Source organism: Pseudarthrobacter sp. NIBRBAC000502770, assembly GCF_006517815.1.
Classification (GTDB): Bacteria; Actinomycetota; Actinomycetes; order Actinomycetales; family Micrococcaceae; genus Arthrobacter; species Arthrobacter niigatensis.
Map to the genome: position 1 here is coordinate 429,470 of NZ_CP041198.1, position 24,393 is coordinate 453,862.

24 protein-coding genes are annotated in these 24,393 nt (G+C 66.8%); 9 read left to right on the forward strand and 15 right to left on the reverse strand.

What is annotated here, in order from left to right; genetic code table 11:
- Positions 1–3 precede the first annotated feature (3 nt).
- Together NIBR502770_RS02360 and ppsA are read left to right on the forward strand one after the other, a co-directional pair.
- Positions 4–822 (forward strand): pyruvate, water dikinase regulatory protein, encoded by an 819-nt coding sequence (locus tag NIBR502770_RS02360; RefSeq protein ID WP_141157907.1) that lies wholly within the window; start codon positions 4–6, stop codon positions 820–822.
- 146 nt (positions 823–968) lie between these two features.
- A complete protein-coding gene (gene ppsA / locus NIBR502770_RS02365) occupies positions 969–3,380 on the forward strand; it encodes a phosphoenolpyruvate synthase (RefSeq protein ID WP_141180898.1) in 2,412 nt (803 codons plus the stop codon).
- Positions 3,381–3,390: 10 nt separating this feature from the next.
- Here ppsA and NIBR502770_RS02370 read toward each other — a convergent pair whose 3' ends face one another.
- Positions 3,391–3,825 (reverse strand): nuclear transport factor 2 family protein, encoded by a 435-nt coding sequence (locus NIBR502770_RS02370; protein ID WP_141180899.1) that lies wholly within the window; start codon positions 3,823–3,825, stop codon positions 3,391–3,393.
- 169 nt (positions 3,826–3,994) lie between these two features.
- On the opposite strand from NIBR502770_RS02370, the gene NIBR502770_RS02375 reads away from it, so the two are divergent.
- Positions 3,995–5,044, forward strand: coding sequence for a helix-turn-helix transcriptional regulator (locus NIBR502770_RS02375; protein ID WP_141180900.1), 1,050 nt, complete (start codon positions 3,995–3,997; stop codon positions 5,042–5,044).
- Positions 5,045–5,130: 86 nt separating this feature from the next.
- Here the strand turns inward: NIBR502770_RS02375 and NIBR502770_RS02380 are convergent, their stop codons facing one another.
- On the reverse strand, positions 5,131–5,637 hold the full coding sequence (locus NIBR502770_RS02380; protein WP_141157903.1) for a DinB family protein: 507 nt from the start codon (positions 5,635–5,637) through the stop codon (positions 5,131–5,133).
- 23 nt (positions 5,638–5,660) lie between these two features.
- On the reverse strand, positions 5,661–6,551 hold the full coding sequence (locus NIBR502770_RS02385) for a potassium channel family protein (protein WP_141157902.1): 891 nt from the start codon (positions 6,549–6,551) through the stop codon (positions 5,661–5,663).
- 66 nt (positions 6,552–6,617) lie between these two features.
- On the opposite strand from NIBR502770_RS02385, the gene NIBR502770_RS02390 reads away from it, so the two are divergent.
- Positions 6,618–7,022, forward strand: a complete 405-nt coding sequence (locus NIBR502770_RS02390; protein WP_246857368.1) for a GNAT family N-acetyltransferase — start codon at positions 6,618–6,620, stop codon at positions 7,020–7,022.
- 87 nt (positions 7,023–7,109) lie between these two features.
- On the opposite strand, the gene NIBR502770_RS02395 is transcribed toward NIBR502770_RS02390, so the two are convergent.
- The 6 genes from NIBR502770_RS02395 to NIBR502770_RS02420 form a co-directional block, all read right to left on the reverse strand.
- A complete protein-coding gene (locus tag NIBR502770_RS02395; protein WP_141180901.1) occupies positions 7,110–8,786 on the reverse strand; it encodes an FAD-binding dehydrogenase in 1,677 nt (558 codons plus the stop codon).
- Positions 8,787–8,896: 110 nt separating this feature from the next.
- Positions 8,897–9,925, reverse strand: coding sequence for a carbohydrate kinase (locus NIBR502770_RS02400; protein WP_141180902.1), 1,029 nt, complete (start codon positions 9,923–9,925; stop codon positions 8,897–8,899).
- A gap of 42 nt (positions 9,926–9,967) precedes the next feature.
- Entirely contained in the window at positions 9,968–11,023 is a 1,056-nt protein-coding gene (locus tag NIBR502770_RS02405) for an NAD(P)-dependent alcohol dehydrogenase (RefSeq protein WP_141180903.1), read from the reverse strand.
- Positions 11,024–11,054: 31 nt separating this feature from the next.
- On the reverse strand, positions 11,055–11,966 hold the full coding sequence (locus tag NIBR502770_RS02410; protein WP_141180904.1) for a carbohydrate ABC transporter permease: 912 nt from the start codon (positions 11,964–11,966) through the stop codon (positions 11,055–11,057).
- Positions 11,963–12,931, reverse strand: a complete 969-nt coding sequence (locus NIBR502770_RS02415) for a carbohydrate ABC transporter permease (RefSeq protein ID WP_141180905.1) — start codon at positions 12,929–12,931, stop codon at positions 11,963–11,965. The genes NIBR502770_RS02410 and NIBR502770_RS02415 overlap by 4 nt, the downstream gene beginning before the upstream one ends.
- 26 nt (positions 12,932–12,957) lie before the next feature.
- Positions 12,958–14,304, reverse strand: a complete 1,347-nt coding sequence (locus tag NIBR502770_RS02420; protein WP_141180906.1) for a sugar ABC transporter substrate-binding protein — start codon at positions 14,302–14,304, stop codon at positions 12,958–12,960.
- A gap of 276 nt (positions 14,305–14,580) precedes the next feature.
- On the opposite strand from NIBR502770_RS02420, the gene NIBR502770_RS02425 reads away from it, so the two are divergent.
- On the forward strand, positions 14,581–15,504 hold the full coding sequence (locus tag NIBR502770_RS02425) for an AraC family transcriptional regulator (RefSeq protein WP_141180907.1): 924 nt from the start codon (positions 14,581–14,583) through the stop codon (positions 15,502–15,504).
- Between the two features lie 68 nt (positions 15,505–15,572).
- Complete coding sequence (locus NIBR502770_RS02430) at positions 15,573–16,469, forward strand: diacylglycerol kinase family protein (protein WP_141180908.1); 897 nt, start codon at positions 15,573–15,575, stop codon at positions 16,467–16,469.
- Between the two features lie 24 nt (positions 16,470–16,493).
- On the opposite strand, the gene NIBR502770_RS02435 is transcribed toward NIBR502770_RS02430, so the two are convergent.
- The 5 genes from NIBR502770_RS02435 to NIBR502770_RS02455 form a co-directional block, all read right to left on the reverse strand.
- Positions 16,494–16,760 carry a hypothetical protein gene (locus NIBR502770_RS02435; RefSeq protein WP_141161340.1) on the reverse strand — a complete coding sequence of 89 codons (267 nt, stop codon included), beginning with the start codon at positions 16,758–16,760 and terminating at the stop codon, positions 16,494–16,496.
- Between the two features lie 92 nt (positions 16,761–16,852).
- Entirely contained in the window at positions 16,853–17,293 is a 441-nt protein-coding gene (locus NIBR502770_RS02440) for a hypothetical protein (protein ID WP_246857369.1), read from the reverse strand.
- Positions 17,294–17,554: 261 nt separating this feature from the next.
- Entirely contained in the window at positions 17,555–18,076 is a 522-nt protein-coding gene (locus NIBR502770_RS02445; RefSeq protein WP_141180909.1) for a hypothetical protein, read from the reverse strand.
- Between the two features lie 140 nt (positions 18,077–18,216).
- Positions 18,217–19,344, reverse strand: coding sequence for an alkaline phosphatase family protein (locus NIBR502770_RS02450; protein ID WP_141183283.1), 1,128 nt, complete (start codon positions 19,342–19,344; stop codon positions 18,217–18,219).
- Between the two features lie 2 nt (positions 19,345–19,346).
- Positions 19,347–20,615 (reverse strand): alkaline phosphatase family protein, encoded by a 1,269-nt coding sequence (locus tag NIBR502770_RS02455; RefSeq protein ID WP_141180910.1) that lies wholly within the window; start codon positions 20,613–20,615, stop codon positions 19,347–19,349.
- A gap of 365 nt (positions 20,616–20,980) precedes the next feature.
- Between NIBR502770_RS02455 and NIBR502770_RS02460 the strand changes: the two genes are divergently transcribed.
- Together NIBR502770_RS02460 and NIBR502770_RS21095 are read left to right on the forward strand one after the other, a co-directional pair.
- Entirely contained in the window at positions 20,981–22,366 is a 1,386-nt protein-coding gene (locus NIBR502770_RS02460; RefSeq protein ID WP_141180911.1) for an OFA family MFS transporter, read from the forward strand.
- A gap of 1 nt (position 22,367) precedes the next feature.
- Positions 22,368–22,514, forward strand: a complete 147-nt coding sequence (locus NIBR502770_RS21095; protein ID WP_168223104.1) for a hypothetical protein — start codon at positions 22,368–22,370, stop codon at positions 22,512–22,514.
- 135 nt (positions 22,515–22,649) lie between these two features.
- Here NIBR502770_RS21095 and NIBR502770_RS02465 read toward each other — a convergent pair whose 3' ends face one another.
- A complete protein-coding gene (locus NIBR502770_RS02465; protein ID WP_141180912.1) occupies positions 22,650–23,081 on the reverse strand; it encodes a DUF2177 family protein in 432 nt (143 codons plus the stop codon).
- A 236-nt stretch (positions 23,082–23,317) separates the two neighbouring features.
- Here NIBR502770_RS02465 and NIBR502770_RS02470 point away from each other — a divergent pair, with 236 nt between their 5' ends.
- The gene (locus NIBR502770_RS02470) at positions 23,318–24,187 is read left to right on the forward strand and encodes a DUF1295 domain-containing protein (protein WP_141180913.1); all 870 of its coding nucleotides are present in this window, start codon (positions 23,318–23,320) and stop codon (positions 24,185–24,187) included.
- Positions 24,188–24,393 lie beyond the last annotated feature (206 nt).

Genomic DNA, 24,393 nt, shown 5'->3' on the forward strand with positions numbered 1-24,393 from the left:
CCCATGACCACTGCTGCTCTACGGCCTGTCTACTTCCTGTCGGACAGCACCGGCATCACCGCGGAAACCCTGGGGAATACGCTGCTGACGCAGTTCCCCGTGGACAACTTCGACCGCGTCACCATCCCCTTCATCACCACGGCTGAACAGGCCCGCTCCGTAGTGCGGACCATTGACGGCCTGGCTGCCACAGGGCCGCAGCCGCTGGTCTTTTCCACCGCCGTCAGCAGCGAGATACGGCAGATCCTGGCCGGCTGCAAGGGTGTCATCGTGGACCTGATCGGTACGCACGTGGGGGTCCTGGAACAGGCGCTGGGGGCACCGGCCAGCGGCGAACCGGGCCGGGCGCACGGGCTGGGGAACGCCGCGCGCTACCAGTCCCGGATGGCGGCGGTGGAGTACGCGATGGAGCACGACGACGGGCAGAGCCTGCGTGCGCTGGAGAAGGCCCAGGTGATCCTGGTGGCCCCGTCCCGGTGCGGCAAGACGCCCACCACCATGTACCTGGCGCTGCAGCACGGGATCTTCGCCGCAAACTTTCCACTGGTGGATGAAGACTTCCAGCACGACGGGCTGCCCAAGCCGCTGCGGCCTTTCGTGTCGAAGTGTTTCGGCCTGTCCTCCAACCCGCTGCGCCTCAGCCAGATCCGGACCGAACGGCGGCCCAGCTCCCCGTATGCGTCCCTGCGGCAGTGCGGTTTTGAGCTGCGCAGCGCCGAGCAGCTGTACGTCTCGCACCGCATTCCGTACCTGAATTCGGCCACCGTCTCCGTGGAGGAGATGGCGGCCACCATCCTGCAGCGGATGAACCTCAAGCACTAGCCCGGAATTTCACAAACGTGGCGTAGCGCACATCATGTGGAAAGTCCGCTGCAGACCTGAAACTGTTAGCTGGATCTTTCTTCCGGCCGGCACTACCGTGCGCGGCCGGCGATGCCTACGCCACCCTCTGCAAAGGAGCAGTAAATATGACGACTGACGTTCTGTGGTTCTCTGAACTCGGACTCAAGGACCTGGACAAGGTGGGCGGCAAGAACGCCTCCCTGGGCGAGATGGTGCAGAACCTGACCTCTGCCGGCGTCCAGGTTCCGGACGGGTTCGCCACCACGGCCGACGCGTACCGCAGGTTCCTGTCCGATTCCGGCCTGGACCAGAAGATTGCCGACCGGCTGGTGGGTCTGGACACCGATGACGTGACGGCCCTGGCCGCCGCCGGCCAGGAAATCCGCTCCCTGGTCCGCGATACCCCCTTCCTGCCGGACTTCGAGGCGCAGGTCCGCGAGGCGTACCAGCAGCTGGTGGACAAGCACGCCGGCTCCGCCGACCTGTCCTGGGCCGTACGGTCCAGCGCCACCGCGGAGGACCTCCCCGATGCCTCCTTCGCCGGGCAGCAGGAAACCTTCCTGAACGTCCGTGGGATCGAGAACATCCTGCAGGCCATCAAGGACGTCTTCGCCTCCCTCTACAACGACCGCGCCATCGCCTACCGCGTGCACCACAAGTTCGAGCACGCCGAGGTGGCACTCTCCGCCGGCATCCAGCGCATGGTGCGTTCCGACGTCGGTGCGTCCGGTGTCATGTTCACCATGGACACCGAGTCCGGCTTCCAGGACGCCGTGTTCGTCACCTCCTCCTACGGGCTGGGCGAAGCCGTGGTGCAGGGTGCCGTGAACCCGGACGAGTTCTACGTCTACAAGCCCGCCCTGGAGGCCGGCCGCCCGGCGATCCTCAAGCGCGGCCTCGGCGAGAAGGCCCTGCAGATGACGTACACCAACAGCAGCGAGATCGGCCGCACCATCGATTTCGTCCCCGTCGAGGACTCCCTGCGCGCACGCTTCAGCCTGACGGACGACGACGTGGAGCAGCTTGCACGGCACGCCGTCGCCATTGAGAAGCACTACGGCCGTCCCATGGACATTGAGTGGGGCAAGGACGGGACCGACGGCGGCCTGTACATCCTGCAGGCACGCCCGGAAACCGTGCAGTCACGCCGCGCCCCCGGCAGCATGAGCCGGTTCCGCCTGAACGAAAGCGGTCCCGTGCTGGTGGAGGGCCGTGCCATCGGCCAGCGGATCGGCGCCGGCAAGGTCCGGATCCTCACCTCCATCGACCAGATGGCCTCCTTCCAGACCGGCGACGTCCTGGTGGCGGATATGACGGACCCCGACTGGGAACCCATCATGAAGCGAGCCTCCGCCATCGTCACCAACCGCGGCGGCCGTACCTGCCACGCCGCCATCATCGCCCGCGAACTGGGGATTCCCGCCGTCGTGGGCACCGGCAACGCCACGGACACCCTGTCCGACGGCCAGGAAGTCACGGTCTCCTGCGCCGACGGCGAGACCGGCTCCATCTACCAGGGCCTGCTGGACTTCAGCGTCGAGGAAACCGGCATCACCCAGCTGCCCGAGGCGCCGGTGAAGGTCATGATGAACGTGGGCACGCCGGAGCAGGCGTTCACCTTCGCACAGCTGCCCAACCACGGCGTGGGCCTGGCCCGGCTCGAGTTCATCATCAACCGGCAGATCGGCATCCACCCCAAGGCCCTGCTGAACCTGGACAGCCAGCCCGAGGACGTGGCCGCCGAAATCCGGCAGCGGATCAGCGCCTACGACAGCCCCCGCGAGTACTACATCAAGCGGCTGGCCGAAGGCGTGGCCACAATTGCAGCGGCCTTCGCGCCGGAGCCGGTGATCGTGCGCATGTCCGACTTCAAGTCCAACGAGTACGCCAACCTGATCGGCGGCCCGGCGTACGAGCCGCACGAGGAGAACCCGATGATCGGGTTCCGCGGCGCGTCCCGCTACCTGGAGCCGTCCTTCCGGGACTGCTTCGACCTCGAGTGCGAGGCCCTGTCCTTCGTCCGCAATGAAATGGGCCTGACCAACGTCAAACTGATGATCCCGTTTGTACGGACCCTCGACGAGGCGCAGGGCGTCATCGAACTGCTCGCCGACAATGGCCTGCGCCGCGGCGAAAACGGCCTTGAAGTGATCATGATGTGCGAGCTTCCCTCCAACGCGCTGCTGGCCGACGAGTTCCTGGAACACTTCGACGGCTTCTCCATCGGCTCCAACGACATGACCCAGCTGACCCTGGGCCTGGACCGCGACTCGGCCATCGTTGCCAACAGCTTCGACGAGCGGGACCCCGCCGTGAAGAAGCTGCTCAGCATGGCCATCAAGGCCTGCCGGGCCCGCGGAAAGTACGTGGGCATCTGCGGCCAGGGCCCCAGCGACCACGCTGACTTCGCCGAGTGGCTGGTGAAGGAGGGCGTCAATTCGGTGTCCCTGAACCCGGACACCGTGGTGGACACCTGGCTCCGGCTCGCCGGCGCGTCGGAGGAGACGGCGGATGTCGCCGCAACTGCCGGCGTCTAGCGCCTAGCCACTACCCCTGGGCCGGTTCGGGCAGCAGCCCGAGCTGGCCCAGGAGTTCCAGCTGGTCGAAGTAGGCATGGTGCGATGTGACCACGCCGTCCTGTACCGCGGTGACATCGCAGCTCCTGACCCTGACCTGCCTTCCGGTGGGCGGCAGCGTACCGCCGGTGGGCAGGCCCAGCTGCCCGGTGTTCGTGCCCACCACAAAGCCTTCGGCAATGGCCACGTCCCCGGCCTCATGCGTGGCTGTCCGTTCGTACCTGACGTCAGGCATCGCCTCCCAGAAGTGTGAGTAATAGTCCGCAATCGCCGTCCGGCCGCTGATGCCGGCCTGGTCAGGGGTGCGGATGACCGCGTCCTCGGCATAGCAGCCGGCCAAAGCTTCCCTGTCCTTTGCGTCCATGGCCGCCATCAGGCGGTCCATGGCATCACGTGCCTGTCCCATGTGAGCCTCCCGTGAGTGCCGGACGCCGGGCCCGGTGCCCGGCATCCTTACAGGGAAAGTACGACGACGGAACGCACCGTTGCGATCCCCTCGCCGGGGGTTTCTGGGCACACTGGAATCCCCCCAACCAGGGGATTGCCGCACTGGCCGCCGGGACGATACTGGAAGTATGTGGGAGGAGCGCGCGGAGCGTGCCCGGCGGGAGATAGCGGCCATGGCCGCCGCCGGGATAGACCTGGCAGACCTCTACGCCTCGGCGCTCGCCGTCGTGCAGCGGGAGGTACCGTTCGAGCAGGGCTGCTGGGCCGGCGTCGACCCCGATTCGATGGCGATGACCTCCATTTCCAACTGGCAGCCATGGCCGGTGTCCAGCCACCAGTTCGAGGAGTACTTCCTGCGGTTTGCCCAGTCGGAGTACACCGGCCGGGAGCCGAACACTTTCGTGGAACTGCTGCGGCGTTCACGGCCCGTGGCCAGGATCTCGGACGCGCCGCACCGGGAGGTGGCCGGCAGCGTCCGGATCAACGACCTGCTCAGGCCGCTGGGCCTGGAACACGAGCTCCGCGCCGCGTTCCGGGTGGACGAGGCGTGCTGGGGAGTGGGCAGTATCTTCCGGGAAGCCGGCCGGGATTTCACCGACCGGGAGGTGGAGTTCCTCTCCGCCATCACCGCCACCCTGGCTGCGGCGACCCGCGCCGTGGTCCGCGTGGCGCGCGCCACTGGACCGGCCGCCGTCGGGCCCGTCATTGTGCTGGCCGGCCTGCACGGCGACCTGCGCGCCGCTACCCCCGCGGCCGCTTCCTGGCTCGCAGCCGTGGAGGATGCGGCGCCGGGGCGGTTCAGCCAGACGCTCTATGCGGTGGTGGCGCAGGCCCACGCGGCAGTTTCCGGGACAGCCCGGGCACGGATGCGGGACGCCGCGAACAACTGGGTGGTGCTGCAGGCCAGCCGGCTGATCACCGGCGATGACCCGCAGCAGATGGTGGTCACCGTTGAACCGGCCACCACCCACGAACTCGCGAGCCTGCTGCTGATGGCGTACGGCGTCACAGCCCGGGAACGCGATGTGTGCCTCGAGGTGCTGACGGGCAGCTCGACGGCGGAAATCGCCCGTCACCTGTTTATCTCACCGCACACGGTCCATGACCACCTGAAATCGGTCTTCGGGAAGGTGGGGGTCGGCAGCCGGGGCGAGCTGGTGGCGCGGCTGGTGGCGTGACTGGCTGCGCCGACCTGCGGGTGGTGGCAGGGAGATGGCGGGCGGGATCGAACCGGTCGAAGGACGAAGCACCGATCCACGCCGCGTCAGCCGGTGCTTTCTCCCGCCAGGATCTGTTCGCGCAGGATGTCCGCGTGGCCGCAGTGCTGCGCCAGTTCGCGGAGCATATGCAGGTACAGCCAGCGCAGCGGGACGGGTCCCCGCCTGTTCCCGGTTACCACGTCATCCAGGCCAAGGGGAGCGGCCGCGGCCCGGGACGCGGCGCAGGCCTCCCGGTGGGCTGCCCGGACGGAGGCGATGGTGTCGCCGGCATCCAGGATGAATGACTCGTCCGGCGTGGCAGGGATGCCGATCTCGCGGCGCGGGCGGCCGGTAAAGGCCTCATCGAACCAGACCTTCTCCACGAACGTGGCATGCTTCACCAGGCCCAGCAGCGTGGTGCGGGACGGGACCAGCCGCCGCCGTGCCTGCTCCTCGGTCAGCCCATCCAGGCAGGCGTTGAGCCCTGCCCGGTGCTCATCCAGGAAGAACTCGAACTGGACGCGCTCAGGCTCGTGGATGACGTCGTCCATGGAGTGGAAGTGGGAGGCCATACGCAGACCCTAGCAAGTGGACGTCAGCTTCGCGGAGCCGGGGGCCGCCGGTGCCGGTGGTGGAGCTCGTAGTGGTCGAACACGTCGGAGGACGTGTCTCCCACATGGCCGAACTTCCCGCGCAGCACGCCTGCCAGGTCCTCCAGGGCCGCGTAGAGCATCCGACCCGCAAACCGAAGTTCGGTGTTGTCGCTGTCCTGGGCTTCTGACGCCAACTGGTGGGCATAGGCGAGGGTGGCCGGCAGCGATCCCCGCTGTTCCACCTCGTGGAAGTAGTATGTTTCGTGGAACGACAGGAGGTCGATGCTGACGGACGCCACGTTTTCGGCCATTGACTCCAGGAGTGCCGCCGCGTGGCGGGCTTCCAGGGAGGCGATGCCGGTGGGGCCGGCCGCTTCCCGGAACAGGTTCAGCTGGTGGGCCAGGGCGCGGCGCCGGCTCAGTGCCGGGTAGGTCTGCAGGATCCAGGAAACCGTGGCCGTGAGCAGGCCAAAACCGGCCACCGCCTGGAAGGCCATCACCAGCCGAAGTATCGGATGGACGGCAACGATCTCGCCAAATCCCGCCGTGGAGAGTGCCACCAGCGAGATGTACAGCGCCTCGGCGAAGTCGGCCTGGCGGGGGATGTCGTTGGAGTAGGAGAAGCCGGCGGGCAAATGCGGAAGGTACAGCAGCGCCCAACCCACCGCGGCCAGGGTGGCCCAGGCGGCGATGACCGCAGCCATGGCCAGCGGCGCGGCGACGGAGGAGGCACCGCCCCTGAGTTTCCTGGACAGGAGCCAGAACCCGCGCATGATGGTCCGGCCCACCGGTCCTGAACCATGCGGATAAAGCAGGGTGTGGAAGACGTCGGCGATCATCAGCAGGATCAGTGCCGCCCCCACCGCCGTCAACAGCACGCCTTCGAAGTCCATGCCTCATCTTAAGTGCACCGGGATTAAGTACCGCGAAGTGCCCGGTCCGCTGGCTAGGCTGGCGCCATGGACTTTCAACTTCGCCAGGCCACGCCGGGGGATGCCGAAGCGGTGGTGCTCATGCAGACGCAGGCTCACGAGGAGTGCTACCCGCACCTGCTGTCGCCGGATTTTTTCCAGCGGCGCAGGGCGGCCATCCCGGAACGGGTGGAACGGCGGCGGGCTTTCCTGGACACCGAGGAGCCGCGCATCCTTGCGTTCGACGCCTCCGGCCAGCTGGTGGGCTACGCGGACGCCGGTCCCGGACGCGAGGATGACGCCCCTGAAGCGCTGGAACTGTACTCGATCTACACACTCCGGCGGACCTATGGGACTGGCCTGGGGGCAGCACTGGTGAGCGCCGCCGTCGGCCCCGCCCCACGTACCTGTGGGTGCTCGAGGACAACCCCCGAGCCTTGGCCTTCTACCTGAAGCAGGGATTCCGGCCGGACGGGAAGCGCAACACCCTCCCGCCCGAATGGGAGGCGCTGCCCGAATTCCGGCTGGTGCGGGCGCGGCTTACAACGCTTGCGCCAGGGACCGTCCCACGGTCAGGCCGGTGAAGATGCAGCCGCCCAGGAAGGTGCCTTCGAGCGCGTTGTACCCGTGGGCGCCGCCGCCGCCGAAGCCGGCGGCCTCGCCGGCAGCATAGAGCCCGGGAATGGGATCGCCGTCGCGGTCCAGTGCCTGGCCGGAGAGGTTGGTCTGGATCCCGCCCAGCGTTTTGCGCGTGACCACATGCAGGCGCACGGCGATGAGCGGACCTGCGGCGGGGTCCAGGATCCGGTGCGGCCTGACAGTACGGAACAGCCTGTCGCCCAGGAAACGGCGGCTGTTGCGGATGCCCGTTAGCTGGGCGTCCTTGGAATAGGGGTTCCGTATTTCGGCGTCGCGCTCCTCGATCTGCCGCGATATTTGCCCTTCATCCAGCAGCGGCTGGTCCGTCAGTGCGTTCATCCCGCGGACCAGGTCCGCCAGGGTATCCGCCACAATGAAATCCGCGCCGCGCTCCTTGAAGGCCTCGATGGGGCCGGCGGCGCCTCGGCGCAGCCGGGTCTTTAGCAGGAGCTTGAGATCCCGGTTGGTGATGTCCGGGTTCTGTTCGGAGCCGGAGAGGGCGAACTCCTTTTCGATGATCCGCTGGTTGAGGATGAACCAGGAATGGCTGTACTGCTGGATGTCCGGTGTGGTCCGGAGGAAGCGGAGGGTGCCCAGGGTGTCGTACCCGGGCAGGCCGGGGGAGGGGAGCCGCCGGCCCAGCGCGTCGAACCACATGGAGGAGGGGCCCGGCAGGATCCGGATGGCGTGGTCCGGCCAGATGGGGTTCCAGTTCTGGATCCCCTCGGTGTAATGCCACATCCGGTCCCGGTTCACCAGCCGCACCCCGGACTGGTCGGCGATGTCCAGCATCCGCCCGTCCACGTGCTGCGGAACGCCGGTGACCATCCTGCGCGGCGGTGTTCCCAGCCGGTCCGGCCACCAGCGCCGCACCTTCTCATGGTTGCCGCCGATCCCGCCGGAAGCGATCACCACCGTCTGCGCCCGAAGCTCAAAGTCCCCAACAATGTCCCGGTTGGAGGACATCCCACGCGGCGACGCATCAGGTGCCAGCACGGCGCCGTGCACCCCGGTGACCGTGCCGCCGTCGTAGCTTAGACCATCCACCCGGTGCCGGAAGTAGAACGTGACGCTGCCTGCCGCGGCAGCCTCGCGCGCCTTGTCCGCGAATGGTTCCGACACCCCCGTACCGGTGCCCCACGGGACATGGAAGCGCGGGACCGAGTTGCCGTGGCCGCCGGCCCTGCCGTCCCCGCGCTCGGCCCAGCCCACCAGCGGCGTGAACCGGACGCCCTGCTCCTGCAGCCAGGAGCGTTTCTCACCTGCGGCGAACTCCACATACGCCCGGCCCCACTGCGCGGCCCACTCGTCCTCCGGGTGCGGGCCGTGCAGCCGGTCCCATTGCGCCGAGCCCTGCCAGTCCTGCCACGCCAGCTCGAAGGAATCTTTTACGCGCAGCCGGCGCTGCATGGGGGTGTCCACCAGGAACAGGCCGCCCAGCGACCAGAACGCCTGGCCGCCCAGGTTGGCGGCGTTTTCCTGCTCCACCATGGCCACGCGTTTGCCGGCGCGGACCAGCTCGTTGCTGGCCACCAGCCCGGCCAGGCCACCGCCGATGATGATGACGTCCGCGTCCATGCGTGCCTGCCTGGTGTCGAAAGTTGTTGTGACTGCTTGCCAAGCTATCGCACGTCTTGGCCTGTGTCCGGCTTTTTCATGCCCGGCGCGGAGCGGCCGCCTGCCGCCTGCTAGCCTGCACGCCTGATGCGACGCGGCTGGGTCCGCAAGCAGGCGTCCGCGTCAGGCGATGCCGTCCCCAGCTCCGCCCTGCCGGGCGGGTCGGCGCCGGGGCGGGAACAGGTGATGGCCGCGGCCCTGTTTGCGTAGGCCGCCAGGACGTGCAGGTCACCGGGAGCAAGGGCCGCCAGGCGGGGTCTTGCCCCGGCTCCCAGGAGATCCAACTGCGACAGGCCGGCGATCAGGGCGGCCATGAAGGAGTCGCCCGCCCCGACCGTGTCTGCCACGTCAACAGGTTCGCCCTGCAGTTCCACCCGGCCCTGCCTGGTCAGGAGCACGGGCCCCTGCGCGCCGCGGGTCAGGGCTACCAATGCGGGCCCGAGCTCCAGCCAGGCCGCCAGCGACTCGTCGGGAGTCCGCTCCGGATAAAGCCAGCGCAGGTCCTCGTCGCTTGCCTTCACGACGTCGCTCGCGGCCACGAAATCCTCAGCCTGCCGCCGGGCCGAGGCAACGCCGGGGCTGATACCCGGGCGGCAATTAGGGTCGTAGCTGACGGTGGCACTCCTCTGGGCCGCTTCCACCAGGGCAAGCGTGGCGTGGCTGCCCGGCGGAAGCAGCGTCGCGATGGAGCCTGTGTGCACGTGCGTGGACGCTTCCACTGCCGCAAGGGCGGGAAGTGACGCGCCGTTAATGTCCCAGGAGACTTGGAAGGCATACGTTGCCGCGCCGTCGTCGCCGAGTGTTGCCGTTGCCGTAGAGGTGGGCGCAGTGCCGCCCCGGACCGGCGCGACGCCGTTGGACCGGAGATGCTGATCGACCAGCAGCCCGTAGGCGTCGTCGTCGTAATGCGTCACCAGGCTTGTCGCAAGGCCCAGCCGTGCGGTTCCCACCGCAACGTTCAGGGGGCTGCCGCCGGGATGGGCGTGGCGCCCGGCGGACCCCCGCCGCGGGTCATCGATGATATCTACCAGTGACTCGCCGATCACGGTGACCCGCGGACCGCCGGCCGCGAAATCCGTTGCGTTGGAGGGTGTTGGCATGCTGCTTCCTTGCAGGGTGTTGGTGGGGGTGTGGTGCCGTGGTCAGCGGCCGGGATAAACCACTGCCTTGAGCTGTCCGGCCTGCTTGCCTGCCTTCAGCGCCTCTTCAGATTCGGACAGGGCGAACTTTCCCGTCACCAGGACGTCCAGGTCCACCTTGCCGTCGGCGAGCAGTTGGACGGCGAGCGGCCAGGTATTGGTGTAGCGGAAGACCCCGGAAAGCCAGATTTCGCGGTTCTGGATGTAGGAGACGGGAAGTTCGACGTCGTCGGCCCCCAGCCCCACAAGGATGACCCTGCCGGCGGGGGCGACGGCCTTGATTCCTGAACGGACCGCCTGAGGTGCACCGGACGCATCGATGAACGCATCGACGTCGAGCCCTTCGGCGCTGTCAGTCCTGGCGTTCAGGGCGTGGGTTGCCCCATGCTCCAGGGCAAAGGCCAGCCGGTCCTCGGCGATGTCGGAAATGTAGATTTCGGTTGCACCGAACGCCCGCGCTGCCTGGGCCGCGATGATGCCGATGGGGCCGGCGCCGGCGATCAGGACCCGGCTGCCGGGCCTGATCTCCGCCCGCTCGCACGCCCACAGGCCCACGGAGAGCGGTTCGATCAGGGCTGCTGCTTCATCGCTGACGCTGTCCGGGATGTCGTAGGCAAAGTCGGACTGGATGGTTACGTATTCCGCGAACGCGCCGTCGATCGGCGGGGTGGCGTAGAACTCGATGTCGGGGCAGAGGTTGTAGCGGCCGGCCTTGCACTGCCTGCATTTGCGGCACGGCCGCTGGGGCTCGACGGCGACCCGTTGGCCGATGCGGGCCGGGTCAACGGCGCTCCCGACGGCGGCGATCCGGCCGGAGAGCTCGTGGCCAAGGATCAGCGGGTGGTCCACCACGTACGGGCCGATCCGGCCGTGCTCGTAATAGTGGACGTCGCTCCCGCAGACGCCGACGGCGGCGACCTGCACCAGGACCTGGTCCGCGTCGAGCTGCGGGAGCGGCAGGGTTGCCATGGCCATGTCGCCCTGGCCCTTCAGGATGTTGGCACGCATGGTTGCGGGCAGGCCGGCGGTGGGGGCGGGGGACTGGGCGGTGGTGGTCATCGGGATGTTCCTTTCGAAAGTGGCGGGCACATTACTTGACGGCGCCCAGGGAGAGGCCCTGGACGAGTTTGTCCTGGGCGGCGAAGCCGGCGAAAAGCACCGGCAGGGAAATGACGACGGCGGCCGCGCAGACCTTCGCGAGGAAGAGGCCCTGGCCGGAGACGAAGCCGGTGAGGAAGACCGGTGCGGTGCCTGCCACCACGCCGGTGAGGACGCGGGCGAGGAGCAGCTCGTTCCAGCTGAAGATGAAGCAGATCAAGGCGGTGGCGGCGATGCCCGGCATCGCCACCGGGGCGATGACCTTGCGGAGGATGAGCAGGAGGTTGGCGCCGTCGATCTGGGCCGCCTCGAGCATTTCCTCCGGAACTTCGGCGAGGAAGGACCGCATCATCCAGACCGCGATGGGCAGGTTCATGGACGTGTACATCAGGATCAGGAACCAGATGTTGTCCAGGGCGCCGATGGTGCGCGCGAAAAGGTACAGCGGCAGGATCGCAGCCACCACGGGCATCATCTTGGTGGAGAGGAAGAAGAACATGACGTCGGTCCACTTCTTCACCGGCCTGATGGAAAGTGCGTAGGCGGCCGGGATGGCCAGCACCAGGACGAGGACCGTGGAAAGGATGGAGGCGGCAGCGGAGTTGATCAGGGACGGCCAGGGGCTGACGCCGGAGGTTTCGCCGAAGAATTCCCGGTACGCGTCCAGTGTCAGGTTTGCCGCGATCGACGGCGGATTGGTGGCTGCGTCCGTCTCGGAGTGGAAGGAGGTCAGGATCATCCACACCACCGGGGAGGCGAAGAGCAGGGCCAGCAGCCATGCAGCGATGCCGGCGGCGGTGTTGTTGCGGGTGGGGTCCATCCGGGTCTTGCCGCGGCGTGCCCTCGTGCTGCCCGGGCTGGCGTGGGTGCTGCTTTGGGGCGCGGCGGGAGTAAGGGTGCTCATCGTGCTGCCTCCTTCTTGAAGAGCGAAAAGACGGTGCGGAGTGCGAAAGTGGCCACGATGATGGTGCCGATGACCACCACGACGCCGGCGGCGGACGCCAGGCCGTATTCATTGGCGTAGTAGAACGTCTGGTAAATGGCGTAGGGCAGGTTTGCGGTACCCAGGCCGCCCGCGGTGAGGGTAAACACGGAGTCGAAGTTCTGCACGATGTAGATGGCGCCGAGCAGGCCGCCGAGTTCCAGGTACTGGCGCAGGTGCGGAAGGGTCAGGTGCCGGAAGATCGCCCACGGTGTGGCGCCGTCCATCTGTGCCGCTTCCACGGTGTCCATGGGCCGGGACTGCAGGCCGGCGAGCAGGATGAGCATCATGAACGGCGTCCACTGCCAGACCAGCGAAACGATGACAGCCATCAGGGGCGCCTGGGAGAGCAGGTCAAGCTGCGGCGGCGTGGTGTTCCCGAAGAGCGACCAGATCCAGGTAAGGATCCCGTTGACCAGCCCGTAGGCGGGGTTAAGGAGGGCGTGCTTCCAGATGAGGGCCGCGGCCACGGGGACCACCAGGAACGGTGCAATCAGCAGGGTTCGTGCAAGGCCCCGGCCCAGGAACTTCTTGTCCAGCAGCAGCGCCAGGCCCAGTCCGATGAGCAGGCTGGCCAGGACCACTGAGACGGTGAGGATGATGGTGGTGAAGATGGCCTGGCGGAGGTCGGGGTCGGTGAGGACCGTGACGTAGTTTTCCAGGCCGGCGAAGGCTGTCTTGGTGGGGCTCAGGCTGTTCCAGTTCAGGAACGAGATGAACAGGGTCACCACGAACGGGAGCTGGGTGACGACGATAAGGAAGATCAGGGCCGGGAGCAGCGGCGCACGCCGTGCCCAGGCCATGGCGCGTTCACGCGACTTGGCACTTCGTGCGGGTCTGGCTGCGGTATGTCCCGGTCGGGAGATACGCGCCGTTGCGGTAGTCATGGGATTCTCCTGCGGTTTGGTTGGTGCTACTTGTACTTGTTGCCGATTTTTTGGGCAGCGTCCTGGCCCTTGGCCAAAGCTTCAGCCACCGTGCCCTGCCCGGCGATGGCAGAACTGACGCCCTGGGAGACATTGGTGCCCAGGGCCGCAAACTCGGGGATGCCCACAAACTGGATTCCGACGGCGGGCCGCCGCTGGGTGCCCGGGTTCTTGGGGTCAGCGTTCTCAATGGCAAAGCGTTCGGCCTGGAAGAACGGGGCTGCCTTCTGGAATTCGGCATTCTGGTAGGTGGAAATGCGTTTGCCGGACGGAACCTTCGCCCAGCCGAGCTTGGATGCCACGAGTTGTTCGTATTCCTTGGAACTGGCCCAGGCGATGAACTTCCCGGCGGCGTCCTGCTTCTTGGATGCAGCCTGCTCGGCCCAGGACCAGGTCCACAGCCAGCCGGAGGACTTAGTTTCCTTGACGGGGGCCTGGGCGTACCCGATCTTGCCCTTGACGGGGGAAGCGTCGGCTTCGAGGGCGCCTGCTGCGGAGGTTGCGTCGTACCACATGGCCGTCTTGCCCTGGCTCATGTTGTTCAGGCACTCAGTGAAGCCAGCCTGCGCGGCTCCCGCTTCGCCGTGCTGGCGGACCAGGTTGGTGTAGAACTCGGTGGCTGCCGTGAACTCCGGGCTGTTGACCCGGGCGTTCCAGTCCTTGTCGAACCAGGTTCCCCCGAAGGTGTTCACCACGGTGGTCAGGGGCGCGAAGACCTGTCCCCAGCCGGGCTGGCCACGGAGGCAAATGCCCTTCATCCCCGGTGCTGCGCCGTCCACTTTCGCCGCGATGTCCGCCACCTGGTCCCAGGTGGGTTTGTCCGGCATGGTGAGGCCCTTGGCCTCGAGGATGTCCTTGCGGTACATCAGGAAGGATGATTCGCCGTAGAACGGTTCGCCGTAAAGCTTGCCGTCCGCGCCGGTGAGTGAGGCCGTATAGGCGGGGAGAATGTCCGCCTGGTCGAAGCCGGGGTCCTTGGCAACACTGTCCAGGGGTGCCAGCCAGCCATTGGCGGAGTAGAACGGGATTTCGTAGTTGGACAGCGACGCGACGTCGTACTGGCCGGCCTGGCTGGAGAATTCCTGGCTGATCTTGGCGCGGACATCGTTCTCCGGCAGGATCGTGAAGTTGACGTTGATGCCGGTTTCCTTGGTGAAGTTGTCTGCGGTGAGTTTCTGCAGGTCCTCCATTTGGGGGTTGTTGACCATCAGCACATTGATGCTGTTGGGGTTGCCGGCGGAATTGCCTCCGCCGGCGCCCGCACAGGCCGTGGCGCTCAAGGCGATGCAGAGTGCCCCGGCAGAGAGGACGGCAGCGCGCGTTTTCGGGCGCATAAAGGACTCCTTTGTTCTTCAGGAAGATGCAGGACCGGTGCACCCGGATTGCTGCGCCGGGGTGCCGGGCTGGTGCGCGGCCACCCACCGGAATCCCCGGTGCGCCGTGCTGATGTTCCTCAAGGTTAGGTGTGGGACATACATCACAACTAGCGCCCTGGTTGCCCATTTCTGATACTTATTTTCCGCAGAGGCGCACTGCAGCACGCGCTACGCTGGGAGGGGCGGCCCGAACGCTGTCCGGAATTCATAACCAGCGGATGCACGGAGACCACCATGGCCACAGAGGATGCCGCGCAGGAAGCCACCGCGCGGCTGGCCGAAAGGCTGCTCGGCATGCGGGCCAACCGGGAGGTGATCCCGCCGGATCCCAACCACTCGGTACGCTGGCACCAGCACAGCTACCCCAGCCCGCTGGCGCGGTGGAACTACCACCCGGAGTACGAGATCCACCTCATCCGGAAGGGCACCGGAAAGTTCATCGTCGGCGACCACATCGGAACGTTTGAGGCCGGCCACGTGTCGATCGTGGGGTCAGGCCTGCCGCACGACTGGGTCAGCGACCTGGAGCCGGGCGAAGTTTTGGAGAACCGGGACGCGGTGATCCAGTTCGACGGCAAGTGGGTGGAGCAAGCCTCGGCCCTGGTCCCGGAACTGGCGGAGGTCAAGCCACTGCTGGAGCAGTCGGCGCGGGGCATCGAATTCCTGGGCCAGACCGCAGTGGCGGCAGCAGCGGCCATCGAAGGCATGGGCCCAACCACCGGCCTGCAGCGGCTGCAGCACCTGTTTGAATTGTTCGCGTTCCTGGCCGGGGCGCCGGAAGGCGACCGCCGCTACCTGGCAGAAGCCTGGTTCAGGCCGCAGCTGGACGGCCAGGCTGCCGCCGTCGTCGACCTTGTCCTGGAGTACGTGTTCAGCAACCACGCCGGCAGCGTGCGGATGTCCGAGGCCGCCGCGCTGGTGGGCATGCCTGAGCCCACGTTTTCGAAGTACTTCAAGCGGGCAACGGGGCAGAATTTCAGTGACCTGGTCCGGAAGCTGCGCCTGGCCCACGCCCGGCGCCTGCTTGAGCGCAGCGACAAGCCCGTGTCCGAGATCTGCTACGAGGTGGGCTTTTCCAACCTGTCCAACTTCAACCGGCACTTCCTCAACGACGCCGGTGAGACCCCCCGGAACTACCGGCAGCGGCTGCAGGGGTGATTGGGCGGGAGCCCGCCTAGGGTTAAGCTGGAGCCACCCGCACCAGGAACCTGGAGAACACGTACGCCATGGCTGATGACGGAGCACCCACCGCACCTTTTGACCGTGCCGTCCTGATTTTCAACCCCGGCCGGCCCGGGATGGGCCAGCGGCTTGAAGAATTGCAGCGGGATTTGGCCACGGACCTGCCGGGCCTGCGCGTCGACCTGCTGCCCACGGACTACGCGGGGCACGCCCGTGAGCTTGCGCGGACCGAAGCGGGCCGCGGCACGCCGCTCATCGTTTCGGTCAGCGGGGACGGCGGGTACAACGAGGTGGTCAACGGCGTGATGGACGTGCCCGCCAGCACGGCCGTCTGCACCGTCCTTCCTGCGGGAAACGCCAACGACCACTACCGGAGCATGCCGGTGCGGACCCTCCGGGAAGCCGTGTCGGCGGGCCGGGTCCGGCGGATCGACCTGTTGCGGATCACGTTCAGCACCAGGGATGGGGAGCGGGTCCTGTACGCACACTCATACGTCGGGTTCGGACTGACTCCCTTGATGGCCATCGGCATCGAACAGGGCGGCAAAGGAAAAATCCTGGAGCTCATCTCCGTTGCCCGCACCCTCTCGGGACTTAAGCCTTTTGAGCTTGTGCGGGACGACGGGGCCACAGCTCGGTTCGACAGCCTGATCCTGGCCAACATTTCGCGCATGGCAAAGTACGGGACCGTCAGTGAGTCCCACCACCCGGACGATGGCCGGTTCGAGGTGGTGACGCTGCCGCACGCCGGGCTGGTGAAAATGGCATTGATGACGCTCCGCGCCGTGACCCTTGGGCTGGGGCATCAGCCGAGCGTCAGCAGCTACGCCTTCTCAACCCGGGAGGCTGTCCCCTGCCAGATCGACGGTGAGGTGGTTTACGTTGAGGCCGGAACCCATGTCCTGGTTGAAAGTGCGCCGGGCGCCCTGGCCACTGTCTGAACCGCAGGCCGTCCAGAAGCGTGGCTAGGGCTGGACGGAGTCGAAGAATTTGTAGTCCGGGTCCGGTTGGCCGGGCTCGGCCTCATGGGATTTCATGCGAATGAAATCCACGTCCTGCTGGCAAAGCGTGGTCTCGCCGTGGGCATCGTCGTTGGTGCCTTGGCCCGTGGCCGCACTGATTTCCGCGGAAATTGTCCGCGGAAGGATCATGCAGCCGGGGTTGGCCAGCAACCACTGCGTCACCGGGCCGGGAAGCCGGTTCCACTGGTCTCGAATACGGATGTCTGTCATGGGGTGCCTTTCGTGGTGGGGGAGGACGCTGCCACGCCCGGGATGCCATGGTGCCGGCCGCGGTGGACGCAACCGGCACGGGGCAGTAAGGCTTAGTCGAAGTGGATCTCAGCGGCGGCCCTGCGAAGGGATCCGAGGCGCTCTTCCTCGACCAGGCCCAGCGCATCCAGCTCGTTGCTGTGGTCAGTACGTTCCTGGGCCGCCTGGTTCGAGATATCACGCAGGATCATGCCCACGAGACGGGCCAACCCCGCCTTGAGGTCAACCAGGTTGGTGTTGCTGATCAGGAGGCGGCGGTCCGAGACCCTCAGCTCCACGTCGCTGTACCCGGCATCGGCCAGGCGCTGTCGGGTACCGGCCCCGTGCAGCAGATCGACCTCGCGGGGCTGGGGCCGGCGGGAAAAGACAGCCGGCACGGTATACCGCGTGGGGCCTTGGGCAGTGCCCAGGTCGTGGGGCAACGCGGATGCGAGGACTCCGCTGACCGATAACGCCGAGTCGGCGCGTACGGCAGAGTCTTGAATGGTGGTCATGGTGGTCTACCAGCCTTCTAAGGATGCACTGCCGGATCCCGGGACGCGGGCCGGAGGTGGCTGCGCAGGGGACCCGGGACCGGATCGCCTGCAGGGGAGGGCAACGGGTTATGCCGGTCTGGCCCGTGAATCACTTGCGGCCACCCTCGTTGTACCGATTCCTTGCCGCGCCGGCGTCGAAGTTACTCGGTACGGCGGGCGCCGGCGGCCGGTGAAGGCTGCTGGAGAATCAGGCTCATTTCCGGGGCAACGGATGTCCTGTCACGATGTCCCGAGATATTTTGAGTCTACGCCCAACAGCGGGTCCGCAGGGCGCGGAGCGGGATCCGGATCGCCGAATGAAGGACGCCGGCCGGACCGGTAGGCGGAATCAATGACGGATTCGACTTCGTCGAACACTGTTTGGTTTCCGGGGAGGACCACATGGGCAAGGAATTCCGATTCAAGGGTCGCAATTCCCGCGGCCGCCGCGCCGAGCTTGCCGTCGATCGACATGGCCAGGGCTCGCCAGGATTTGCGGTTGGCCCGTTCGAGGACTTTCGCGTTGGCTTCGTGGACCCGGCTGTCCGCGATGTCCCCGCGAATGGCCAGGGCGCCATCTGACTGCAGCAACGGCATGACAATCCGGAATTGCCGTCCGGCGCCCCGGAACGCCACCGCGCTCCGGTCCCCTCGCTGGGTGAACATGATGTCCGTTGCCCCGTAGTCCGTGAGCGCCTGCCTGATGTGCTTCCGGGAAGCCTCACTGCTGAAGGAATCGCCGCGGGTGTAAGGGCTTGTCATCTCCTAACTATGCGCCCCGCGGCCACCCTTTCCTAACACCGCCATAACGCATCAGCCGCGGAACAGCAATGGACCCGGCAAACGGTTCCATGCCGTCCGTTGCCGGGTCCATTCGAGGCAGGCGTGCAGCCCGGCCAGGCTCAGACGCCTGCGTTGTACACGTCCAGCCCAAACCGGTTCAGCCCGGGCGTCCCGGCGTAACCCAGGTAGGGCAGGCCGAAGGTATCCTCGATGCTGGCCAGCAGGCTGTAGTGGTTGTACGGCGTGGTGGACCAGGTGCCGCCCTTGGTGAAGGGGGACAGCACCAGGGCGCCCACCCTGCCGCCGCCCATCCCGGTGATGCCGGGCAGCGCGGCGTTTGGTCCGGGACCTTCGCCGCAGCAGGCGCTGGCGTCGGACTGCGGCCCGTCTGACTCATCGAAGGTGATCACCAGGACGCCGTCCTGCTTAAATGCCGGGGAGCTGGTGATGACCGGAACCCATTGCTTGAGCCAGGCGTCAGCGCTGGCCAGTCCGCCGGGCTGCCCGTCCACGCAGGGGGAATCGTGTCCGTCGTGGCAGAGGTTGGGCGTGATCATGGACAGGTTGGGCGTTGTGGCAGCCGAGGCGAGGTCTGTCTGCAAGGCGGAGAGGTCGACGTCGTTCGTGGCGCAGTCCGGTGAGCCGGTGATCCCGGCAAAGTAGACGAACGGGTTGTGGCGGGCGGCGTACTGGTCGCCCACCTTGGCTTTCTGGGTGTCATCGACGGCGCCCAGCGCGGGGTGCCGGCAAGGGGTGCCCATGTCCTCCATGTACCCCTTCCACGATTTCCCGGCGTCTTTGAGCTGCACGGCCACGGTGGGAACGCTGGCCGGGAACACGCAGCCGTCGCCGACTGCCTGGCCCGGGCTGGCAGTGCCGCTGCCGACGAACGGGGTGTAGGTCTGGCAGTCGGCCTGCATCTGCGGGTTGGATCCCTGGCCGGAAATCTGCGCCACATAGTTGGGCTGGGAGTTGTGCGCCGTGCCGTAATACTGGTTCAGCAGGACGCCCTGGCTGCGCAGGGTCTGCGAAAGATATGGAGCGGCCGACGCCGGGCCCCAGGTTTCGTCGTAGCCCTTGTTTTCGAGGTTGATGACGAAGACGTGGTTGGCTCCGGGCAGGTAGCCCTGGCTTGGTGTCGAAGCGGTGGGGGCGCTGGTGGCGGCGGCCGGGTTGAGGGTGGCCGCAGTTCCACCGATGGCGGCAGCAAGCACGGCCATGGCGGCCAAGGCGGTGCGGAGTTTCATTTTCACGGGAGCTTCCATCCGTCAGCGAGTGCTTTTTCTTTCAGGCCGGACCATTCCTCGGCCGGGGGCGGACCCACCGGGGTGCAGGCGGGGCCGGCCACGAAGGGCGGGACCAAGTAGGTGGGCGCAGCCAGGTTCGCGGGGGTGCCAAAATCCAGGACTTCGGCGATGTTGCGGGCCGCGTGGTCGCGCGGGGTCAGGGGAGCCAGGCTCCAGCGCCATTCGATGGCCTTCAGGACCGAGGTGTGGTCGTAGACGTCGTGGGCCACATACCGGCGCCGTGCCCGGGGTGAGACCACCAGGGACGGAACCCGGAAACCGCGGAGCGCTGTTTCGGGGCTGCTGTCCGGCGCCGTGGTGGGCGGCACGTGGTCATAAAAGCCGCCCCACTCGTCGTAGTTGACCACCAGCATGGTGTTGGCCCAGCCCGGACCGGACGTGACCGCGTTGTAGACCTCGGCGAGGAATGTTTCGCCGGAACGGATGTCGGCATGGGGATGGTCGTCTCCGGAGGTTCCGGAGCCCTCGTCGGTGAACCGCGGATCCACGAAGGAAACGGCCGGCAGGGCCCCGGCGGAGCAGTCAGCGAGGAACTCCGCGTAGGGGCGGGAGATGCCTTGGTACTTGGTTCCCCAGAGTGCCGTGAACGGGATGTCGCCGTAGTAGTACTTGCCCGGAATACCCGCCGCGGCCAGCCGATCCCAGATGGTGGGCAGGGCTGAGGTGGCGGAGGAGTTGTGGATCCGGTCCGTGGCCGCAGCATGCTGGTAGAAGCGGTTCGGGTAGGTTTCGGCCATGGTGGCGGCGAAGTAGCGGTCGCAGACGGTCCAGTCCGGGCCTGCCTGGCGCCAGAAGTCCAGATCGGCTTCGCCGTAGTAACCCACGGCGAACTCGTCGTTTTCGCCGGCCCGCAGCCAGCCGTCGTTCTTGCCGTTGTTGTACTGGATCCGGCCGCCCTCGTAGGAGTGGTCCGGGTCCGGGTGCCCGCAGCCTTGGAAATCGGCCAGGTGGTAGGTGGAGTGCGGGATGCCGTAGCGGTCGGTGTAGCTAAGCCCGGACTGCTTCCCGTCTGCCCCGGGCATCCAGCCCAGGAAGTGGTCAAAGGAACGGTTTTCCATCATCACCACGATGATGTGTTCAATGCCTGAGTCACCGGGCGCGGGAAGCGCGGGCGGTGCGGCTGAGGCCGGCCGGAAGGTGCTGCCGGCGGCCAGGGTAGTGGCGGCAGCCGTTCCCGCGGCCCCCAGGAAGTGGCGTCTTGAAAGATTCACGTCTGATTCCTTGCAGGTCCGATGGACGGCGACACGGGCACGCCCCCACCCTGGGCCGGTCGCCGGTAAGTTACTTGTCGGTAAGGTTTTGGGTTCACCAGTAGATCACGGAGAGGTCACGGCTCCGGCGGAAACCGGGGTTCGTTCACGGAGAGTTCATTGGACGTTTCCGAACCTGTCCGGCGGGTCGCTGACGGGAGCCGGAGCGCCACTCGGCGTAAAATCCACGCCGTTCGGCGCGCCAACAGTACGTTTGCTGATGATTTGCATGATGATTGCCCAAGGCAAGGGGCCGGGCTCACTAAGGTCTTTCGCCTCTGGATCGATCAGACATCGACGTCTTCGACAAGCAAAGGGAAACAACCATGGGCTTCCTGGACCGTGACCACTCCATCGCCCCGCCGGGCTTCAACCGCTGGCTGGTCCCGCCCGCCGCGCTCGCCGTCCATCTGTGCATCGGCCAGGCCTACGCCACCAGCGTGTACAAGACCGCACTGGTCAAGCATTTCGGCGCCAGCCTGACCGAGGTGGGCGTCATCTTTTCCATCGCCATCGTGATGCTGGGCCTTTCCGCCGCGGTCATGGGTACCTGGGTGGACACCAACGGCCCGCGCAAGGCGATGTTCACGTCCGCGATGTTCTGGGCCGGCGGCTTCCTCATCGGCTCGCTGGGCATCTTCACGCGCCAGCTCTGGCTGGTCTACCTGGGCTACGGCGTGGTGGGCGGCATCGGGCTGGGCATCGGCTACATCTCGCCGGTGTCCACGCTGATTAAGTGGTTCCCGGACCGGCCGGGCCTGGCCACCGGCATGGCGATCATGGGCTTCGGCGGCGGCGCGCTGATCGCCAGCCCTGTGTCCCAGGCCCTGCTCAAGGCGTACGATCCCAACTCCGGCGCCCAGGGCTGGGTTGCCAGCGGAGATGCCGTGGGCAAGCTCTTCCTCACCCTCGCCGTCGTCTATCTCGCCTACATGCTGTTCGGTGCGTTCACCGTCCGGGTGCCCGCCGACGGCTGGCGGCCTGCCGGGTTCGACCCCTCCAAGGTCAAGGCGGCCAAACTGGTGACCACCGAGAACGTCTCGGCGAAGAACGCGATCAAGACCCGGCAGTTCTGGCTGGTGTGGGTGGCACTGTTCTGCAACGTGACGGCCGGCATCGGCATCCTGGAGCAGGCGGCGCCGATGATCACGGACTTCTTCCGGCAGTCCGACGGCAAGTCCCTGGTGAGCGCCGGCGTCGCTGCCGGCTTCGTGGGGCTGCTGTCCATCGGCAACATGTCCGGCCGGTTCGCCTGGTCCGCCACCTCCGACGTCACCGGCCGCAAGCGTATCTACATGGTGTACCTGGGCGTAGGTGCCGTGCTGTACACGGTGCTGGCGCTGGCTGGGTCCAGCGCCACGGCCCTCTACGTGGTGCTCGCCTTCATTATCATCTCGTTCTATGGGGGCGGTTTTGCCACCGTCCCGGCCTACTTGCGGGACCTTTTCGGGACCTACCAGGTGGGCGCCATCCACGGCCGGCTCCTCACCGCCTGGTCCGCCGCCGGCGTGGCCGGGCCGCTGATCGTCAACAGCATCCTGGACGCGCAGGGCAAGCCGGGCCAGCTGAATGGCGCGTCCTACCAGCCCGCGCTGCTGACCATGGTGGCGCTGCTGGTGATTGGCTTTGTGGCCAACCTACTGGTCAAACCGGTGGACCCACGGTTCCATGAATCCCGCCCCGAACAGCACCTAACCCCCAAGGAGGCCTGAAATGAGCAGCACCGCACATCCCCACGGCGCGCACGAGCCGGTCCGCAAGTCCACCGGCAGGCTGGTCCTGGCCTGGATCCTGGTGGGCATTCCCCTGGCCTACGGGGTCTTCCAGACGCTCACCCAGGTGGCAGCGCTCTTCGGCTAGCCCCGGGCCCGGCCTCGCGTCACGCAGGGCAGGCTTTAGCAGCAACGGACGGCGGCGGGTCCCGGCTTTCCGGGGTTCCGCCGTCTTTCCTTGGTCTAAAGCATGCCGTCCGTGACGCGGGGGCGCGGCGCGGATTCACGCCACGGCGGGTTTCCTGAGCCGGCGGCGCAGGACGGTTGCGGTCACCCACGTCACCAGGCTGCACGCCGCGGCTCCCCAGAGGATGTCCGTCAAGGCCACCAGTGCGGTGAAATCCTTCAGCACGGCGAACCCGGTCAGCGCCCAAGTGGCGTAGGTGAAGAAGCCAAACAGCGCAGCGCCCGTTACCCGCTGCCGCACCGTGGCCCCGGAGCTGTTGGGCCGCACGCCGTAGTGCACCATTCCCGCCACGAAGACGAGATAGAACAGCACCGCGCCGGGCAGGTTGGCCTTGGGTGCCAGCAGGTGGCCGATCTGGCTCTGGTAGAGCGGGTTGGCCACCAGCAGGATCCACACCACGTCCAGCACGGCGAAAATCAGGGCGCTGACAACGTAGGCGGCCAGCCAGTTCTTGGTGCGGGGGCTCATGGAGGACTCCTTGCGTCGGGTGCGGGTCAGGAGTGGTTCGAAGCCACGGCCGGGGGTGGACTGCCTGAACCCGAAAGCTGTACACCTCCACCCATACAATCCCGCTCCGGCTACGAACACACAGTGGACAAGGCCACCACGGCTGAGTTGTTGTTGGATCAAACCGTGCCCGTCGGGGCGCGGACGGGACCGGCCGTGCAGCAGCGCGCGGCGGGCCAGGGGAAAGGAAGCTGTCTGTGAACCAGAAGAGCCGCAATGCGCTCATCAGTACCATCGTTGCCGTGGTGGTGGCCGTGCTCATCGCGCTGGCCGGCAGCCAGGGCGGATCCAGGATTGGCGGCTTCCCGGTCTTCGCCCTGGGGGTGGCCATCGCCTTTGTGATCCAGTGGCTGGTGTTCATCCCGTCCTACAAGGCGCAGACGGAGAAGTTCTACGACCTCACCGGCGCCCTGACGTACATCTCCATCACGGTGTTCCTTATGCTGGCGTCCCCGGGCGTGGATGCCCGCGGCATGCTGTTGGCGGCCATGGTGGTGCTCTGGGCCGCGAGGCTGGGCAGCTTCCTGTTCCTGCGGATCAGCAAGCATGGTAAGGACGACCGCTTCGATGAGCTCAAGCCGGACTTCTTCCGCTTCCTGAACACGTGGACCATCCAGGGCCTGTGGGTGGTGCTTACGGCTGCGCTCGCGTGGGTGGCCATCACGTCGGACAAGAAGGTGGGCCTGGACGGGTTCTTCTGGGTGGGCCTGGTGGTGTGGCTCGCCGGCATCAGCATCGAGACCGCAGCCGATCTCCAGAAGAACCGGTTCAAGGACGACCCCAGGAACAAGGGCCGCTTCATCAGCACCGGCTTGTGGTCCCGGTCCCGCCACCCCAACTACTTTGGCGAAATCACGCTGTGGGTGGGCGTTGCCATCATTGCGCTGCCGGTCCTGCAGGGCTGGCAGTGGGCGGCGCTGGTCTCCCCGCTGTTCGTGGCGCTGCTGCTGACCAAGGGCAGCGGCGTACCGCCACTGGAGAAGAAGGCGGACAAGGAGTGGGGCGGCCAGGCCGACTACGAGGAGTACAAGAAGAGCACCCCGGTGCTGGTGCCAAAGCTCAAGTAGGGCTTGCCCCTGGCAGGGCGGACGACGGCGGCACCCGGGTGGGTGGCGCCGTCGTCCGGATCCTGGGGGCTTTAGGGGCAAGCAGGACGGTTGCGTTGGGCAAGTATCGTGCATGCGACGAATGCAGGTACCGGCTACTCGTGACATGTGCCGGGGGCGCCCCTACTCTTCGAGGACAGCGCGGTTATGCAGGGGCCGGATGCGCT